This window comes from Streptomyces sp. NPDC008238 (assembly GCF_042956445.1).
Lineage (GTDB): Bacteria > Actinomycetota > Actinomycetes > Streptomycetales > Streptomycetaceae > Actinacidiphila.
The window spans coordinates 777,224-790,418 of record NZ_JBIBGK010000002.1; the positions used below are offsets into that span (position 1 = coordinate 777,224).

Below are 13,195 nucleotides of genomic sequence, written 5' to 3' on the forward strand. Positions count from 1 at the left end.
GAGGTTCGCCTTGGTGCGCTCCACCCGCGCCGAGACCTGCACCGACGCCTCCTCACGCACCCCGCGCAGCACAACGAAGCTGAGCGGCGCGCTGATCACCAGCGCGAGCAGCATCACCCACAGCAGGTTCGAGTCGCCGAGCCCGGAGGGGAGCACGCGGACGTAGACCAGGCCCCAGATCACCAGGAAGCAGGCCGCGAACAGGCCGAGACGCATCAGGGAGTAGCGCAGCATGGGGCTCGGCTTCCAGCTCACGGTCGTTGCCACTTCCTTCGTTTCCCTCGTCACGGCCTGCGGGACGTACCGGACGTACCCCTATCAGTGAAGCACGGGGCCGTGGCGGTCAGGTCAGCGGGAGCCACATCGTGATGTCGTCGCGGTCGTCGTCCGGGGCGACGCGTATCGCCGAGGGGACGCGCCCGACCTCCTTGTAGCCGGCCGAGGCGTAGAAGCGCTCCAGGCCCATGCCGCTGCGGCAGGTGAGCTTCAGCGCCTCCAGGCCGAGGTCGCGGCCCGCCCGCTCCGCTGCCTGCATCAGTTCCGCGCCGTGCCCGCGGCCCTGGAGGGACGGGTCGACCATGACGGTGTAGAGCCAGGCCCAGTGCCGCATCAGGCGGTGGGTGTTGAAGGTGAGGAAGGTCGCGGCGGCGAGCCGGTCCCCGTCGAAACCGGCGATCATGTGCGCCCTGCCCTCGGCCAGCGCCGAGTAGTGCCGTTCGGCTTCGAGGGCGACGTCCGCCCGGCCCACGGGCGGGACGAAGCCGACGGCGCCGCCCGCATTGGTGACGTCGGTCCACAGGGAGACGAGCTGTTCCCGCAAACCGGGGGTGAGCTCGGGGTCGAGGGTGTAGCGCAGTGCCATGGCGCACACCTTAGGCACCGAGGCTGACTGCGTTCGACGGGCGCCCGGCCACCGGAAGACATCGGGGTTAAGGCGAGGCCTCGGCGGGCCGGGCGGTGCCGTCCGGGTGCGGGCCGTCACACGACGTCACGCACCCGGTCACCTGCCCGGCCCTCCGGTGTCACAGGCGCATCGGCTGCGGCGACTCGCGGCGCGCCGCGTCGGGACCCGGGTACTCGCGGATGATCTCGTACCGGGTGTTGCGCTCGACCGGGCGGAAGCCCGCGTCCTGGATGAGCTCCAGCAGGTCGTCGCGGGTGAGCTTGTTGGGCGTCCCGTAGTTGTCGGCGTCGTGCGTGATCTTGTACTCGACGACCGAGCCGTCCATGTCGTCCGCGCCGTGCTGGAGCGCCAGTTGGGCGGTCTGCACGCCGTGCATGACCCAGAACACCTTCACGTGCGGCACGTTGTCGAACAGCAGCCGGGAGACGGCGAAGGTCTTCAGCGCCTCGGCGCCGGTGGCCATCGTGGTCCGCGCCTGGAGGGTGTTGCGGACCTTGCCGTCCTTCAGGTCGACGAAGTCGTGCTGGTAGCGCAGCGGGATGAAGACCTGGAAGCCGCCGGTCTCGTCCTGCAGTTCGCGCAGCCGCAGCACGTGGTCCACCCGGTGCCGGGGCTCCTCGATGTGCCCGTACAGCATGGTGCACGGGGTCTTGAGGCCCTTCTCGTGCGCCAGGCGGTGGATACGCGACCAGTCCTCCCAGTGGGTGCGGTGGTCGACGATGTGCTGCCGCACCTCCCAGTCGAAGATCTCGGCGCCGCCGCCGGTCAGCGACTCCAGACCGGCCTCGATGAGCTCGTCCAGGATCTCGCTCGCGCCCATCCCGGAGATCGTCTCGAAGTGGTGGATCTCGGTGGCGGTGAAGGCCTTCAGGGAGACGTCCGGCAGGGCCTCCTTCAGCGCCTTCAGCGACCGCGGGTAGTAGCGCCACGGCAGCGTCGGGTGGAGGCCGTTGACGATGTGGAGTTCGGTGAGGTTGTCCCCCTCCATCTCCTTCGCCAGCCGGACGGCCTCCTCGATGCGCATCGTGTACGCGTCCTTCTCCCCCGGCTTGCGCTGGAAGGAGCAGTACGCGCAGGAGGCGGTGCAGACGTTCGTCATGTTGAGGTGGCGGTTGACGTTGAAGTGGACGACGTCGCCGTTCTTCCGCGTCCGCACGTGGTGGGCGAGACCGCCCAGCCAGGCGAGGTCGTCGGACTCGTAGAGGGCGATGCCGTCCTCGCGGGTCAGCCGCTCACCCGCGTAGACCTTCTCCTCCAACTCGCGCTTGAGCCCCGCGTCCATCGCCCGCCTCGCCTTCACCATCCGAAATCGACCGTTCGACCTTACGCCTAGATGTTCTCGGGGAGTTCCCCGACCCGGTCCTCCCACTTCGTGGACAGCACGACCGTGGTGCGGGTGCGGGCGACGCCCTTGGTGCCGGACAGCCGGCGGATGGTGTGCTCCAGGCCGTCCACGTCGGGGACGCGCACCTTGAGCATGTACGAGTCGTCGCCCGCGATGAACCAGCAGTCCTCGATCTCGTCCAGGTCGCGCAGCCGGGTCGCCACGTCCTCGTGGTCGGCGGCGTCGCTGAGCTGCAGGCCCACCAGCGCGGTCACACCGAGGCCGAGGGCCGCGGGGCGGATCGTGGCGCGGTAACCGGTGATCACACCGGCCTGCTCCAGCCGGTTGATCCGGTCGGTGACACTCGGTCCTGACAGGCCCACCAGCCGGCCCAGCTCGGCGTACGAGGCCCGGCCGTTCTCACGGAGGGCCTGAATGAGCTGCCTGTCCACCGCGTCCATCAGACTGGACCCCTTCATTCGTGCCGCGACTGCGCTGCCAGGACAAGAATCTAAGGCATGAACGGGGATGTGCCCTGCGCATCAATCCGCGGCAGCTGCGTCGGCACCGGCCCCGGCGGCGCCCAGCTCGCCCTCCCAGCGGCGGTACAGCTTGTGCGGCACCCGTACGGCGTCCAGCACCCGTCCCGCGACGAAGTCGACCAGGTCCTGGATGTCCCTGGCCCCCGCGTAGAAGGCGGGCGAGGCCGGCAGCACCACGGCGCCCGCCTCGTCCAGCGCGACCAGGTGCCGCAGCGTCTGGCCGCCCAGCGGTGTCTCCCGTACGGCGACCACCAGCGGACGGCGCTCCTTCAGGGTGACGCTCGCCACCCGCTGCAGCAGGTCCTTGGAGAGCCCGAGGGCGACGCCCGCCACGCAGGCCGTGCTCGCCGGCACGATCAGCATCCCCTTGACCGGGTACGAGCCCGAGCTGGGCCCGGCCGCGAGGTCACCGGCGGACCAGTACCGCACCCGGCCCAGGTCGGTCTCGAACCGGTCCGGGGTGCCGTCCGCGCCGCGGGCCAGCCAGCGGCCGAGGTCCTCGCGCCAGTGCGCGTCCCGGAAGGGCGACCCGGTCTCGTCCAGGACGGTGAGCCGGGCGGCCCGGCTGACCACCAGGTCCACCGACTCCCCGGCGTGCAGCAGGGCCCGCAGCACCGCCGCGGCGTACGGCGTCCCGGAGGCCCCGGAGACCCCGACCACCCACGGCGTCCCGCGCTCGCTGTCATCCATGCGGCGAGCCTATCCGGCCGCCCGCACAACCTTCGGCCCACCTCGTGGGTCCTGCTGTTGTTCGTGTACCGACCAAGGAGAACACCATCAACGCCACGCGCAAGGGCATCGCCGCCGTCGGCTGTGCCGCGTTCATCGCCACCACCGCCGCCGCGTGCGGCACCGCCGGGAACCTGAGCGCCGGTGCCAAGGTCCAGCAGGCGCTGGACCGGCTCGGCGAGCAGAAGGCCGTCACGGTGTCCGTCGGCTTCGAGGGCGGCGAGCAGCAGATCTGGTCCGCGCTCAAGGGCTCGGACGGCTTCACCCGGGACGACGCGAAGATGCTCGCCGGTCTCGAGGTCTCGCTCTCCGCGAGTTCCGCCAGGCCGCTGAAGGACCTCAAGGCGGACGGCGCCTCGGTGGCGCTGCGGGTCTCGCTCGGCCCCGGCCGTGACCTGCTGGAGGTCCGGAGCCTGGCGGGCGAGCAGTCCTACCTGCGGGTCGACCTGCGGCAGTTCCTGTCGCTCGCGGACGACCTGGCCACCGGGCGGGACAAGGGCGGCATGCAGGAGTTCCGGCAGTTCCTGGACGCCGCCGACGACCTGCCCTCCTCCTACAAGTCGGTGAAGGACGCGATCGGCGGCAAGTGGGTCTCCGTCGATCCCAAGGCCTTCGAGGAGTTCTCCAAGAGCATGGCCAAGGAGGGCCCGGCCGGTTCGCCGCTGCCTCAGGCACCGACGCTGGACGCCAAGACGCAGGAACGGATCACCAAGGCGCTGCGCGGGGCCGTCGAGCACAACGCGAAGTTCACCGACGCCGGCAGCAAGGACGGCACCGACCACGTCGAGGTCACGGTGCCCGCGGGCAAGGTGGCCGACGCGCTGGCCGACGCCCTGGAGCCGGTGGCGGACCAGCTGCCCGACGGGCTCTCGCCCGCCGACCTGAGGGACGCGCCCGATCAGGACGTCACCGTGGACGTGGCCGTCAAGGAGGGCGTGCTGTCGGGCATCAGCCTCGACCTCGACCAGTTCGACACGGGCGAGGAGATCCACGGCGCGCTGCCGCTGACCGTCGGCTTCGCCCCCGACGCCGGGCCCGTCGCGGCTCCGGCCGGCGCCACCCCGCTCAACCCCCAGGACATCATGGGCGCCATGGTGCAGTTCATGATGGGCGGAATGGACGAGTAGGCCCGGGAACCGCCGCGGATGCCGTCGTCGTTGTCTACCGTGAGGGAAGCCCGGCCCGCCGGGCGGGCGGTGGACAACCACGAGGGGGGACCTGTGGCGTACGAACCCATCGCGGGGCACGACGCCGGTGACGCCCGGCGGCGCGTGCGCGGCCGCGCGCTGCCCGGTCCCGGCGAGCGGGCGAAGACCGCCGCGGCGATCATGTTCATCTGGGTGGGGCTGCTCTGGCTGATCGAGTGCGTCGACGTGATGACCCATCACGCGCTCGACACCTTCGGCATCGTGCCGCGGCAGATCGGCGAGCTGCGGGACATCATCCCGGCCGCCTTCATCCACTTCGGCTTCGACCACGTCGCCGCCAACAGCCTGCCGCTGCTGGTGCTCGGCTTCCTCGCGGCGCTGCGGGGCACCGGCCGCCTGCTCAGCGTGGTCTTCGTCATCGTCATGACGAGCGGCGGCGGGGTCTGGCTGGTGGCCCCGGAGCACACCAACACCGCCGGAGCCTCCGGCGTCGTCTTCGGCCTGTTCGGCTACCTGCTGGTGCGCGGCTTCGTCGACCGGCGCCTGATCGACATCGCGGTCGGCCTGATCGTCGCGGTGGCGTACGGCTCGATCCTGTGGGGCGTGCTGCCGACCGCGCAGGGGGTCTCCTGGCAGGGCCACCTCTTCGGCCTCGTCGGCGGCGTCGTGGGCGCGTTCCTCTTCCGGGACCGCCCCGCGGACGGGCTGATCAGATGAGGTCGTAGGATCCGGGGACGACGCGACGGGGGGCGGTTCTCCATGACCGATTTCGGCAAGCACGACGACGTACCACCGCGGGACACGGCACCGCCCGTGCCGCCGCAGCAGGGCCCGGTGCCCGGCCCCCACGCGATGCCGTCGCCGCCACCGCCCTACCCGCCGCCGCCGTACGGCTACGGCTACGCCCACGGGCCGCTGCCGTACCCGCCCCCGCCGCTGCGGCCGCCGACCACGCCGGCCATGTGGGCCCATCTGGGGGCGCTGCTCACCCTGGTGGCGGGCAGCAGCATGTGCTGCGTCGGCTGGGCGCTGACCTGGATCGCCCCGCTGGTCATCCGCTCCAACGAGCGGAACAAGCACGACCCCTTCATCCGGCACCACGCCGCCCAGGGGATCAACTACGGCATCACGACGGCGATCGTGGGCCTCCTCGGCATCCTCGGCTACGGCGGCGGCTTCGCCGCCCTGGCCGCGTACGAGCACGGCGGACCGGTCTGGCTGCCGTTCGTGGCGTTCGGCCTGCTGGCCCTGGCCGCGCTGCACCTCCTGGCCGGGCTGGTCTTCTGCATCATCGGCAGCACCAAGGCCAACGGCGGCCAGTGGTGGAGCTACCCGAAGTTCTTCGCCCTGCCGTTCGTGCGCGGCTGAGCGACCGCGGCCGGCCGCGGCCCGGGCGTCAGACGCCCAGGCCGCGCACCGCGAGGTCCAGCAGGGCGCAGAGGAACAGCGCCATGCCGATGAAGCCGTTGACCGTGAAGAACGCCCGGTTGAGCCGGCTGAGGTCGCCGGGCTTGACGATGCTGTGCTCGTAGACGAAGGCGCCGCCCACGATCAGCATGCCCACCCACCAGAAGGCCCCCGCGCCGACCGCCAGCCCGTACCAGACGAGCAGCACGGTCGTCACGACGTGGCTCGCGCGCGCACCGTGGAGCGCGCCGTCCACGCCGAAGCGGGCCGGCACCGAGCGCACCCCGTGGGCGCGGTCGGCCGCGACGTCCTGGCACGCGAAGATCAGGTCGAAGCCGCCGATCCACACGCCCACCGCGAGGCCGAGGATCACGGCGTCCCACGACCAGGAGCCGGAGACCGCCAGCCAGGCGCCGACCGGGCCCATGGCCTGGGCGAGGCCGAGGATGGCGTGCGGGTAGTCGGTGAACCGCTTGCCGTACGGGTAGACCACCATCGGGATCACCGCGACCGGCGCCAGCGCCAGGCAGAGCGGGTTGAGCAGCGCGGCGGCGCCCAGGAAGAACACCACGGCGATCAGCGCGCCGGTCCACGCCGAGCGCACCGACACCGCGCCGGTGACCAGTTCGCGTCCCGCGGTGCGGGGGTTGCGGGCGTCGATCTCGCGGTCGATGATCCGGTTGCAGGCCATCGCGAAGGTCCGCAGGCCGACCATGGCGACGGTGATCAGGAGGAGCTGGAACCAGTGGACGGACCGGTCCTCGGCGAACATCGCGCTGAGCGCGGCGATGTAGGCGAAGGGCAGCGCGAAGACCGAGTGCTCGATCATCACCAGCCGCAGGAACGCCCGGACCTTGCCGTCCGGGCGGGGCGAGGGTCCGAAGAGGTCCGGGGTCGCGGACTCGGCGCTCACAGGCCGTACTCCTTCCAGCGGCGGTCGACCTTCGCGGCGGTCTCCGGGTCGGGGAGCACCATCTCGGGCCAGCCGCCGTCGCGGGTGTAGCCCTCCTCGGGCAGCTTCCTGGTCGCGTCGATGCCGGCCTTGCCGCCCCAGAACTGCTGGTAGGAGGAGTGGTCGAGGTGGTCCACGGGCCCCTCGACGACCGACAGGTCGCGGGCGTAGTCGGTGTTGCCGAGCGCCCGCCAGGCGACCTCGTGCAGGTCGTGCACGTCGCAGTCGGCGTCGACCACGACGATCAGCTTGGTCAGCGACATCATGTGCGCGCCCCAGACGGCGTGCATCACCTTCTGGGCGTGCTTGGGGTACTTCTTGTCGATCGAGACGATCGCGCAGTTGTGGAAGCCGCCGGCCTCGGGCAGGTGGTAGTCCACGATGTCCGGCACGATGACCTTCAGCAGCGGCAGGAAGAACCGCTCGGTGGCCCGGCCCAGCGGACCGTCCTCGGTCGGCGGCCGGCCGACCACGATGGACTGCAGCAGCGGCCGGCGGCGCATCGTCACGCAGTCGATGGTCAGCGCCGGGAAGGGCTCCTGCGGGGTGTAGAAGCCCGTGTGGTCGCCGAACGGCCCCTCGGGCAGCATCTTCCCGGGCTCCAGCCAGCCCTCCAGGACCACCTCGGCCTGGGCGGGCACCTGCAGCGGCACGGTCCTGCAGTCGACCATCTCGACGCGCCTGCCCCCGACGAAGCCGGCCAGCAGGTACTCGTCGATGTCGCCCGGCAGCGGCGCGGTCGAGGCGTACGTCACGGCGGGCGGGCAGCCGAACGCGATGGCCACCGGCAGCCGTTCGCCGCGCCGCTGGGCCACCTGGTAGTGGTTGCGGCTGTCCTTGTGGATCTGCCAGTGCATCCCGATGGTGCGGCGGTCGTGCCGCTGCAGCCGGTACAGGCCCAGGTTGCGGACGCCGGTCTCGGGGTCCTTGGTGTGCGTCAGGCCGAGGTTGAAGAAGGAGCCGCCGTCCTCAGGCCAGGTGAACAGCGCGGGCAGCGCGTCCAGGTCGACGTCGTCGCCGGTGAGGACGACCTCCTGGACGGGCGCGTCCTTCACCTTCCTCGGCGGCACGTGCGTCATCCCGGCGAGCTTGCCGAAGGCCTCGCGCACGCCGACGAAGCCGTGCGGCAGCTCCGGCTTGAGCAGCCCGCCGATGCGGTCGCCGATGTCGGCGTAGGAGGTCAGGCCGAGCGCCTTCAGCAGCCGGCGGTCGGTGCCGTAGACGTTCATCGCCAGGGGCATCGAGGAGCCCTTGACGTTCTCGAACAGCAGCGCCGGGCCGCCCGCCTTGTTGACGCGGTCGACGATCTCACCGACCTCCAGGTACGGGTCGACCTCTGCCTTGACGCGCTTGAGGTCGCCCTCCTTCTCCAGGGCCCTCAGCAGCGAGCGAAGATCGTCGTATGCCATGCGGTCCAGTATCCGGCACGCACTACCCTGTACCCGTCACCGGGGCCCGCCGTGCACCGCCGCCGCTGCCTGGGGGGCACTTCCGCGATGATCCGGTACATCCCGTTCCTGCTGGTGCTGGCGTTGTGGATCTACGCCTTCATCGACTGCCTCAACACGCCCGAGGAGCAGGTCCGCGGCCTCCCCAAGGTCATCTGGGTCATCGTCATCCTGCTCTTCGGCGAGGTGCTGATCGGCCCGATCGCCTGGCTGGTGGCCGGCAAGCACCGCACGGCCCCGGCGGGCGGCAGCACCCCGGCGGAGTGGCACCGCAACCACCGCACGCAGTGGGTCGCGCCGGACGACAACCCGGAGTTCCTGCACTCGCTCCGCGAGGAGAACAAGAAGGACGAGCAGCTGCTGAAGAGCTGGGAGGCCGACCTGCGGCGCCGCGAGGAGGAGCTGCGGCAGCGCGAGGGCGGCTCCGGCGACGGCCAGGACAACCAGCCCCGCGGCTGATCCTGCGGGACACTGGGCGTCATGGACGACGCGCGGGCGATGCTGGCGACGGCGGTGGCGGAGGCCCGGGCGGGCCTCGCGGAGGGCGGGATCCCGGTCGGGGCGGCCCTGTACGGCCCGGACGGGCACACGGTGCTGGGCCGCGGCCGCAACCGCCGCGTGCAGGACGACGACCCCTCGGTGCACGGCGAGACGGCGGCGTTCCGAGCGGCCGGACGGCAGCGCTCCTACCGCGGCACGACGATGGTCACCACGCTGTCGCCGTGCTGGTACTGCAGCGGCCTGGTCCGGCAGTTCGGGATCTCCCGGGTCGTCATCGGCGAGGCCCGCACCTTCCACGGCGGCCACGACTGGCTGGCGGAGCACGGCGTGGAGATCGTGCTGCTGGACGATCCGGAGTGCGTCGCCCTCATGACGGAGTTCGTCGCGGCCCGGCCCGACCTGTGGAACGAGGACATCGGCGCATGATCCCCACCATCGACCTCGGGCCATGGCTCACCGGCGACGCCGCCGCCCGCGCCCGCGTCGCCGCCACCGTGGACGAGGCGCTGTGCTCGGCCGGCTTCCTGCTGGTCACCGGGCACGGCGTCGACCCGGCACTGCGCGCGGCGATCCGGGAGGCCGCCCGCGGCTTCTTCCGGCTGCCGGCCGCCGTCAAGGAGCCGTACGCGGTACGGGTGGGCGGCCGCGGCTGGCTGGGCCCGGGCGCGGAGGCCAACGGCCACGCGGAGGGCACGGCCACCCCGCCGGACCTGAAGGAGTCCTGGTCGTTCGCCGCCGAGGAGCCGACCGGCGACCCGGTGGTGGACGCCGAGTGGTTCCTGCCGAACCTCTGGCCGGCCGAGGCGCCGCGGCTGCGGCCGCTGGTGGGCGCGTACGTGGCGGCGATGCGCAAGCTCTCGGACCACCTGCTGGAGCTGCTGGCCGCCGCCCTGGGCGGGCCCGGGGACCTCTTCACCCGGCACACCCGCCACCCCACCTGGGGCTTCAACATCAACTGGTACCCCGGCACCGACGTGGTCGGACCGCCCGAGCCGGGGCAGTTCAGGATCGGCCCGCACACCGACTTCGGCACGGTCACCGTGCTCGACCGCCAGCGGGGCAGGGGCGGCCTCCAGGTCCACACCGACGAGCACGGCTGGCAGGACGCGCCCTGGGAGCCGGGCTCCCTCACCGTCAACATCGGCGACCTGATGGCCCGCTGGACCGGCGACCGCTGGCGTTCCGGGCGGCACCGCGTGCTGCCCCCGCCGGCCGACGCCCCGGCGGAGGAGCTGATGTCGCTGGTGTGGTTCTTCGAGTGCGACCCGGGCACCCGCGTCGCGCCGCTGCCCGCACCCGTCGGCAGGTACGCGTACGAGCCGGTGGACTCGCACGCGTACCTGCGGGCGAAGCTGGACGCGATCGGCCTGGGCTGAGCCCCGGCCGGGTCAGACGCCGGCGTAGGAGTGCTTGCCGGTGATGAAGATGTTCACGCCGTAGTAGTTGAACAGGAAGCAGGCGAAGGCGAGCAGCGCCAGGTAGGCGGCCTTGCGGCCCTTCCAGCCGGCGGTGGCCCGGGCGTGCAGGTAGGCCGCGTAGACCACCCAGGTGATGAAGGACCAGGTCTCCTTGGGGTCCCAGCCCCAGTAGCGGCCCCAGGCGGCCTCGGCCCAGATCGCGCCGGCGATGATCGTGAAGGTCCACAGCGGGAAGACCATGGCGTTCACGCGGTACGCGAACTTGTCGAGGCTCGCGGCGGACGGCAGCCGGTACATGATGTTCGCCCAAGCGCCCTCGTTGCTGCCGCCCGGGGCCGCGAGGCCGGTCTCGTAGCGGTCGCGGAAGAGGTAGAGCACGTTGGAGACCGCGCCCAGGTAGAGCACCGCGCCGGAGATGATGGCGCAGGAGACGTGGATCCAGAGCCAGTACGAGTGCAGGGCCGGGACCAGCTGGTCGCTGTCGGTGTAGAGGACCGAGACGGCGAGGCCGAGGTCGAGCAGCACCGAGGTGGTCAGGAAGAGCCCGATCCAGCGGACCTTCTTGCCCAGCAGGAGCAGCACCAGGTAGGCGGTGACCGCCGTGGCGCCGAAGGTGGTGGAGAACTCGTACATGTTGCCCCAGGGGGCGCGCTGCACCGAGATGGCGCGCGCCGCGACGGCACCCACGTGCAGCGCCCACGCCAGCACGGTCAGGGACACCGCGATGCGGCCGTAGAGGTCGCCCTGTTCGGTGTCGCCGGCCGCGCCGGGGCCGTCGGCGAAGCCGCGGTCGGCGGCGGAGGCACGGGTGACGACCTCGGGACGCGCCAGGGTGGCGGTGCCGCCGCCCTGCTTCACGGTCACGGTGACCGCGGGCGCGGACCCAGCGGCGGGGGCGAGCGCGGCGGAGGTCCTGGCGACCTTGCTGCGGCCGCCGAAGACCCACTCCGCGATGTGGGCGAGGAAGGCCAGCGTGTAGACCGCCATCGCCGAGTAGATCAGTAGGTTGCTGATGTGGGCGACGTTCTCGTTGACCGCGGCAGCGGTGGTCACGCGCGCGCTCCTTCGTCGTGGGGCAGGGGTTCTTCTGAGGCTTCGGGGTCCGCCGCGGGCAGCGGCGGGGCCGTGGCCGTGAGGCCGGCGGCGAGTTCGCCCAGCTCGTCGGCGATCCGCGCCGACTCGCTGCGGCCGAGACCGGCCAGCTCGACGACGGTGGTGCCGTCGGCGCCGCGCACCGCGCGCACCCAGATCCGGCGGCGCTGGATGAACAGCGAGCCGGCCAGTCCGGCGATCGCGGCCACGGCGCTGATCAGCGCCCAGCCGTTGCCGACCTGGTGGGAGACCTGGAAGGTGGCCCAGGTCTTGACGCCGTCGAAGGTGAGCGAGCCGTCGCCGCCGGGCAGCGCGAGGGTCTCCCCCGGCTTCATCGCCTTGCTGACGATCCGGCCGTCGGCGTCCTTGAACTGCTTCATCTTCTTGGTGTCGAGCTGGTACACGTTCTGCGGCAGGCCGGCGTCCACGCCCAGGTCGCCGTGGTAGGCGGTCAGGACGAGCGCCGGGTAGTCCAGGGCCGGGAAGGACGAGTGCGGGCCCTGCTGCGCGTTCAGCGCGAAGGTCGGGGTGAACAGCCCCTGGAAGCCGTACTGGGTCTTGTTGTCGGCGTGGTCGCGGACATCCATCGCCTTGATGACGCCGACCGAGGTCTGGTTGCCGTCCTGCGGAAGGAACGGGACCGGGCCCTGGAAGACGACGTTGCCCTGGCCGTCCTTGACGGTGACGACGGGCGCGTAGCCGTGGCCGATCAGGTAGACCTTGGAGCTGCCCACCTCCAGCGGTTCGTTGACCTCGATCGCGGTCTTCGTCCGCGCGCCGCCCGGGCTCGTCCAGTACTGGATGTTGGCGCGGAAGGTGCGCGGGGTGCCCTTCTGCGGGCCGCTGCGCGCGTACGAGGCGGTGAAGCCGTCCAGCTTGAAGCCGAAGGTGTCGAGGTCGTCGGCGTTGTAGAAGGTGCCCGGCTTGAAGTCGTCGTACTGGGTGAGCGTGTTGTTGAAGCCGTCGCCCTCGACGATCAGCTTGCCGCCCTCGGCCTTGAACAGCCCGCCCACCGCGAAGGAGATCAGCAGCCCGAACAGGGCGACGTGGAACAGCAGGTTGCCGGCCTCGCGCAGGAAGCCCTTCTCCGACGCGACCGCCGTGCCGGCCACCTGGGTGCGGAAGCGGCGGCCGCGCAGCGCGCGCTGCGCGGCGGTGAGCACGGCCTCCGGCTCGGCCTCGGTGCGCCAGGTCGCGTACGCCGGGAGCCGGGTGAGGTGGCGCGGGGCCGCCGGGGGCTTGGCGCGGAGCTGGCCGACGAACTGCCAGCTGCGCGGGACGATGCAGCCGGCGAGCGAGACGAACAGCAGGATGTAGATCGCCGAGAACCACACCGAGCTGTAGACGTTGAACAGCCCGAGCTTCTCGTAGAGCGGCGCCACCGTGGTGTGGGCGTCCTTGAAGTTCTGCGCCTTGATCTCGTCGACGCTTGTCTGCGGCACCAGCGAGCCGGGGACGGCGGCCAGCGACAGCAGGAAGAGCAGGATCAGCGCGACCCGCATCGAGGTGAGCTGACGCCACGTCCAGCGCCCCCAGCCCACGGCCTCGCGGCCGGTCCAGGCGATGGCACCGGCCGTACCGGGCCCGCGGACACCGCCGAAGGAGCCGGGGACGGCCTGGCCGAGGTCCTCGACGGGCGCGGTCGACAGCTGGGCGCCGGCCGCGCCGAGGTCGGCGGCGCTGTCCGCCGCCGCGCCGGGGGACGTCCCCGCGGTGTCTTTGGAGCTCAT

At 71.7% G+C, this 13,195-nt stretch carries 15 protein-coding genes; 6 read left to right on the plus strand and 9 right to left on the minus strand.

From position 1 onward, the window contains the following. The 5 genes from ACFZAU_RS08505 to ACFZAU_RS08525 all read right to left on the minus strand — a co-directional run. The coding region (locus ACFZAU_RS08505) for a DUF4229 domain-containing protein (RefSeq protein ID WP_500551611.1) at nt 1–234 on the minus strand (234 nt) is incomplete at its 3' end. Between the two features lie 109 nt (nt 235–343). Then, nucleotides 344–862 (minus strand): GNAT family N-acetyltransferase, encoded by a 519-nt coding sequence (locus tag ACFZAU_RS08510; protein WP_500551537.1) that lies wholly within the window; start codon nt 860–862, stop codon nt 344–346. 160 nt (nt 863–1,022) lie between these two features. Then, the gene (mqnE, locus tag ACFZAU_RS08515) at nt 1,023–2,186 is read right to left on the minus strand and encodes an aminofutalosine synthase MqnE (protein ID WP_500551612.1); all 1,164 of its coding nucleotides are present in this window, start codon (nt 2,184–2,186) and stop codon (nt 1,023–1,025) included. Between the two features lie 47 nt (nt 2,187–2,233). Then, nucleotides 2,234–2,689 carry an Lrp/AsnC family transcriptional regulator gene (locus ACFZAU_RS08520; RefSeq protein WP_500462400.1) on the minus strand — a complete coding sequence of 152 codons (456 nt, stop codon included), beginning with the start codon at nt 2,687–2,689 and terminating at the stop codon, nt 2,234–2,236. 81 nt (nt 2,690–2,770) lie between these two features. Then, entirely contained in the window at nt 2,771–3,460 is a 690-nt protein-coding gene (locus ACFZAU_RS08525; protein ID WP_500551538.1) for a UbiX family flavin prenyltransferase, read from the minus strand. A gap of 44 nt (nt 3,461–3,504) precedes the next feature. Between ACFZAU_RS08525 and ACFZAU_RS08530 the strand changes: the two genes are divergently transcribed. The 3 genes from ACFZAU_RS08530 (at nt 3,505) to ACFZAU_RS08540 (ending at nt 6,015) form a co-directional block, all read left to right on the plus strand. Continuing rightward, complete coding sequence (locus ACFZAU_RS08530; protein WP_500551539.1) at nt 3,505–4,626, plus strand: hypothetical protein; 1,122 nt, start codon at nt 3,505–3,507, stop codon at nt 4,624–4,626. Between the two features lie 93 nt (nt 4,627–4,719). Continuing rightward, nucleotides 4,720–5,364, plus strand: coding sequence for a rhomboid family intramembrane serine protease (locus tag ACFZAU_RS08535; protein ID WP_500551540.1), 645 nt, complete (start codon nt 4,720–4,722; stop codon nt 5,362–5,364). A gap of 42 nt (nt 5,365–5,406) precedes the next feature. After that, nucleotides 5,407–6,015: a magnetosome magnetite crystal formation protein family gene (locus tag ACFZAU_RS08540; protein ID WP_500551541.1), complete on the plus strand. Its 609-nt coding sequence runs from the start codon at nt 5,407–5,409 to the stop codon at nt 6,013–6,015. 28 nt (nt 6,016–6,043) lie between these two features. Here the strand turns inward: ACFZAU_RS08540 and mqnP are convergent, their stop codons facing one another. After that, nucleotides 6,044–6,967: a menaquinone biosynthesis prenyltransferase MqnP gene (mqnP, locus tag ACFZAU_RS08545; RefSeq protein ID WP_500551542.1), complete on the minus strand. Its 924-nt coding sequence runs from the start codon at nt 6,965–6,967 to the stop codon at nt 6,044–6,046. Further along, nucleotides 6,964–8,415: a menaquinone biosynthesis decarboxylase gene (locus ACFZAU_RS08550; RefSeq protein WP_500551543.1), complete on the minus strand. Its 1,452-nt coding sequence runs from the start codon at nt 8,413–8,415 to the stop codon at nt 6,964–6,966. The genes mqnP and ACFZAU_RS08550 overlap by 4 nt, the downstream gene beginning before the upstream one ends. Before the next feature lie 87 nt (nt 8,416–8,502). On the opposite strand from ACFZAU_RS08550, the gene ACFZAU_RS08555 reads away from it, so the two are divergent. From ACFZAU_RS08555 to ACFZAU_RS08565, 3 genes are read left to right on the plus strand one after another with little or no spacing between them, the layout of a single operon-like run. Next, nucleotides 8,503–8,913: a PLD nuclease N-terminal domain-containing protein gene (locus ACFZAU_RS08555; protein ID WP_500551544.1), complete on the plus strand. Its 411-nt coding sequence runs from the start codon at nt 8,503–8,505 to the stop codon at nt 8,911–8,913. A gap of 21 nt (nt 8,914–8,934) precedes the next feature. Next, a complete protein-coding gene (locus ACFZAU_RS08560; RefSeq protein ID WP_500551545.1) occupies nt 8,935–9,381 on the plus strand; it encodes a nucleoside deaminase in 447 nt (148 codons plus the stop codon). Further along, nucleotides 9,378–10,331: an isopenicillin N synthase family dioxygenase gene (locus tag ACFZAU_RS08565; protein WP_500551546.1), complete on the plus strand. Its 954-nt coding sequence runs from the start codon at nt 9,378–9,380 to the stop codon at nt 10,329–10,331. Before ACFZAU_RS08560 ends, ACFZAU_RS08565 begins: the two co-directional genes overlap by 4 nt. Before the next feature lie 12 nt (nt 10,332–10,343). On the opposite strand, the gene ccsB is transcribed toward ACFZAU_RS08565, so the two are convergent. Both ccsB and resB read right to left on the minus strand, forming a co-directional pair. Continuing rightward, nucleotides 10,344–11,426, minus strand: a complete 1,083-nt coding sequence (gene ccsB, locus ACFZAU_RS08570) for a c-type cytochrome biogenesis protein CcsB (RefSeq protein WP_500462391.1) — start codon at nt 11,424–11,426, stop codon at nt 10,344–10,346. Next, complete coding sequence (resB, locus tag ACFZAU_RS08575; protein WP_500551547.1) at nt 11,423–13,195, minus strand: cytochrome c biogenesis protein ResB; 1,773 nt, start codon at nt 13,193–13,195, stop codon at nt 11,423–11,425. The genes ccsB and resB overlap by 4 nt, the downstream gene beginning before the upstream one ends.

Bases quoted from the DNA above. Each gene is read 5' to 3' on its own strand.
- ACFZAU_RS08550 (WP_500551543.1), bottom strand. From the start codon at position 8,415: ATGGCATACGACGATCTTCGCTCGCTGCTGAGGGCCCTGGAGAAGGAG.
- ACFZAU_RS08565 (WP_500551546.1), top strand. From the start codon at position 9,378: ATGATCCCCACCATCGACCTCGGGCCATGGCTCACCGGCGACGCCGCC.
- ACFZAU_RS08520 (WP_500462400.1), bottom strand. From the start codon at position 2,689: ATGGACGCGGTGGACAGGCAGCTCATTCAGGCCCTCCGTGAGAACGGC.
- ACFZAU_RS08525 (WP_500551538.1), bottom strand. From the start codon at position 3,460: ATGGATGACAGCGAGCGCGGGACGCCGTGGGTGGTCGGGGTCTCCGGG.
- ACFZAU_RS08510 (WP_500551537.1), bottom strand. From the start codon at position 862: ATGGCACTGCGCTACACCCTCGACCCCGAGCTCACCCCCGGTTTGCGG.
- resB (WP_500551547.1), bottom strand. From the start codon at position 13,195: ATGAGCTCCAAAGACACCGCGGGGACGTCCCCCGGCGCGGCGGCGGAC.
- mqnE (WP_500551612.1), bottom strand. From the start codon at position 2,186: ATGGACGCGGGGCTCAAGCGCGAGTTGGAGGAGAAGGTCTACGCGGGT.
- ACFZAU_RS08560 (WP_500551545.1), top strand. From the start codon at position 8,935: ATGGACGACGCGCGGGCGATGCTGGCGACGGCGGTGGCGGAGGCCCGG.
- ACFZAU_RS08555 (WP_500551544.1), top strand. From the start codon at position 8,503: ATGATCCGGTACATCCCGTTCCTGCTGGTGCTGGCGTTGTGGATCTAC.
- ACFZAU_RS08540 (WP_500551541.1), top strand. From the start codon at position 5,407: ATGACCGATTTCGGCAAGCACGACGACGTACCACCGCGGGACACGGCA.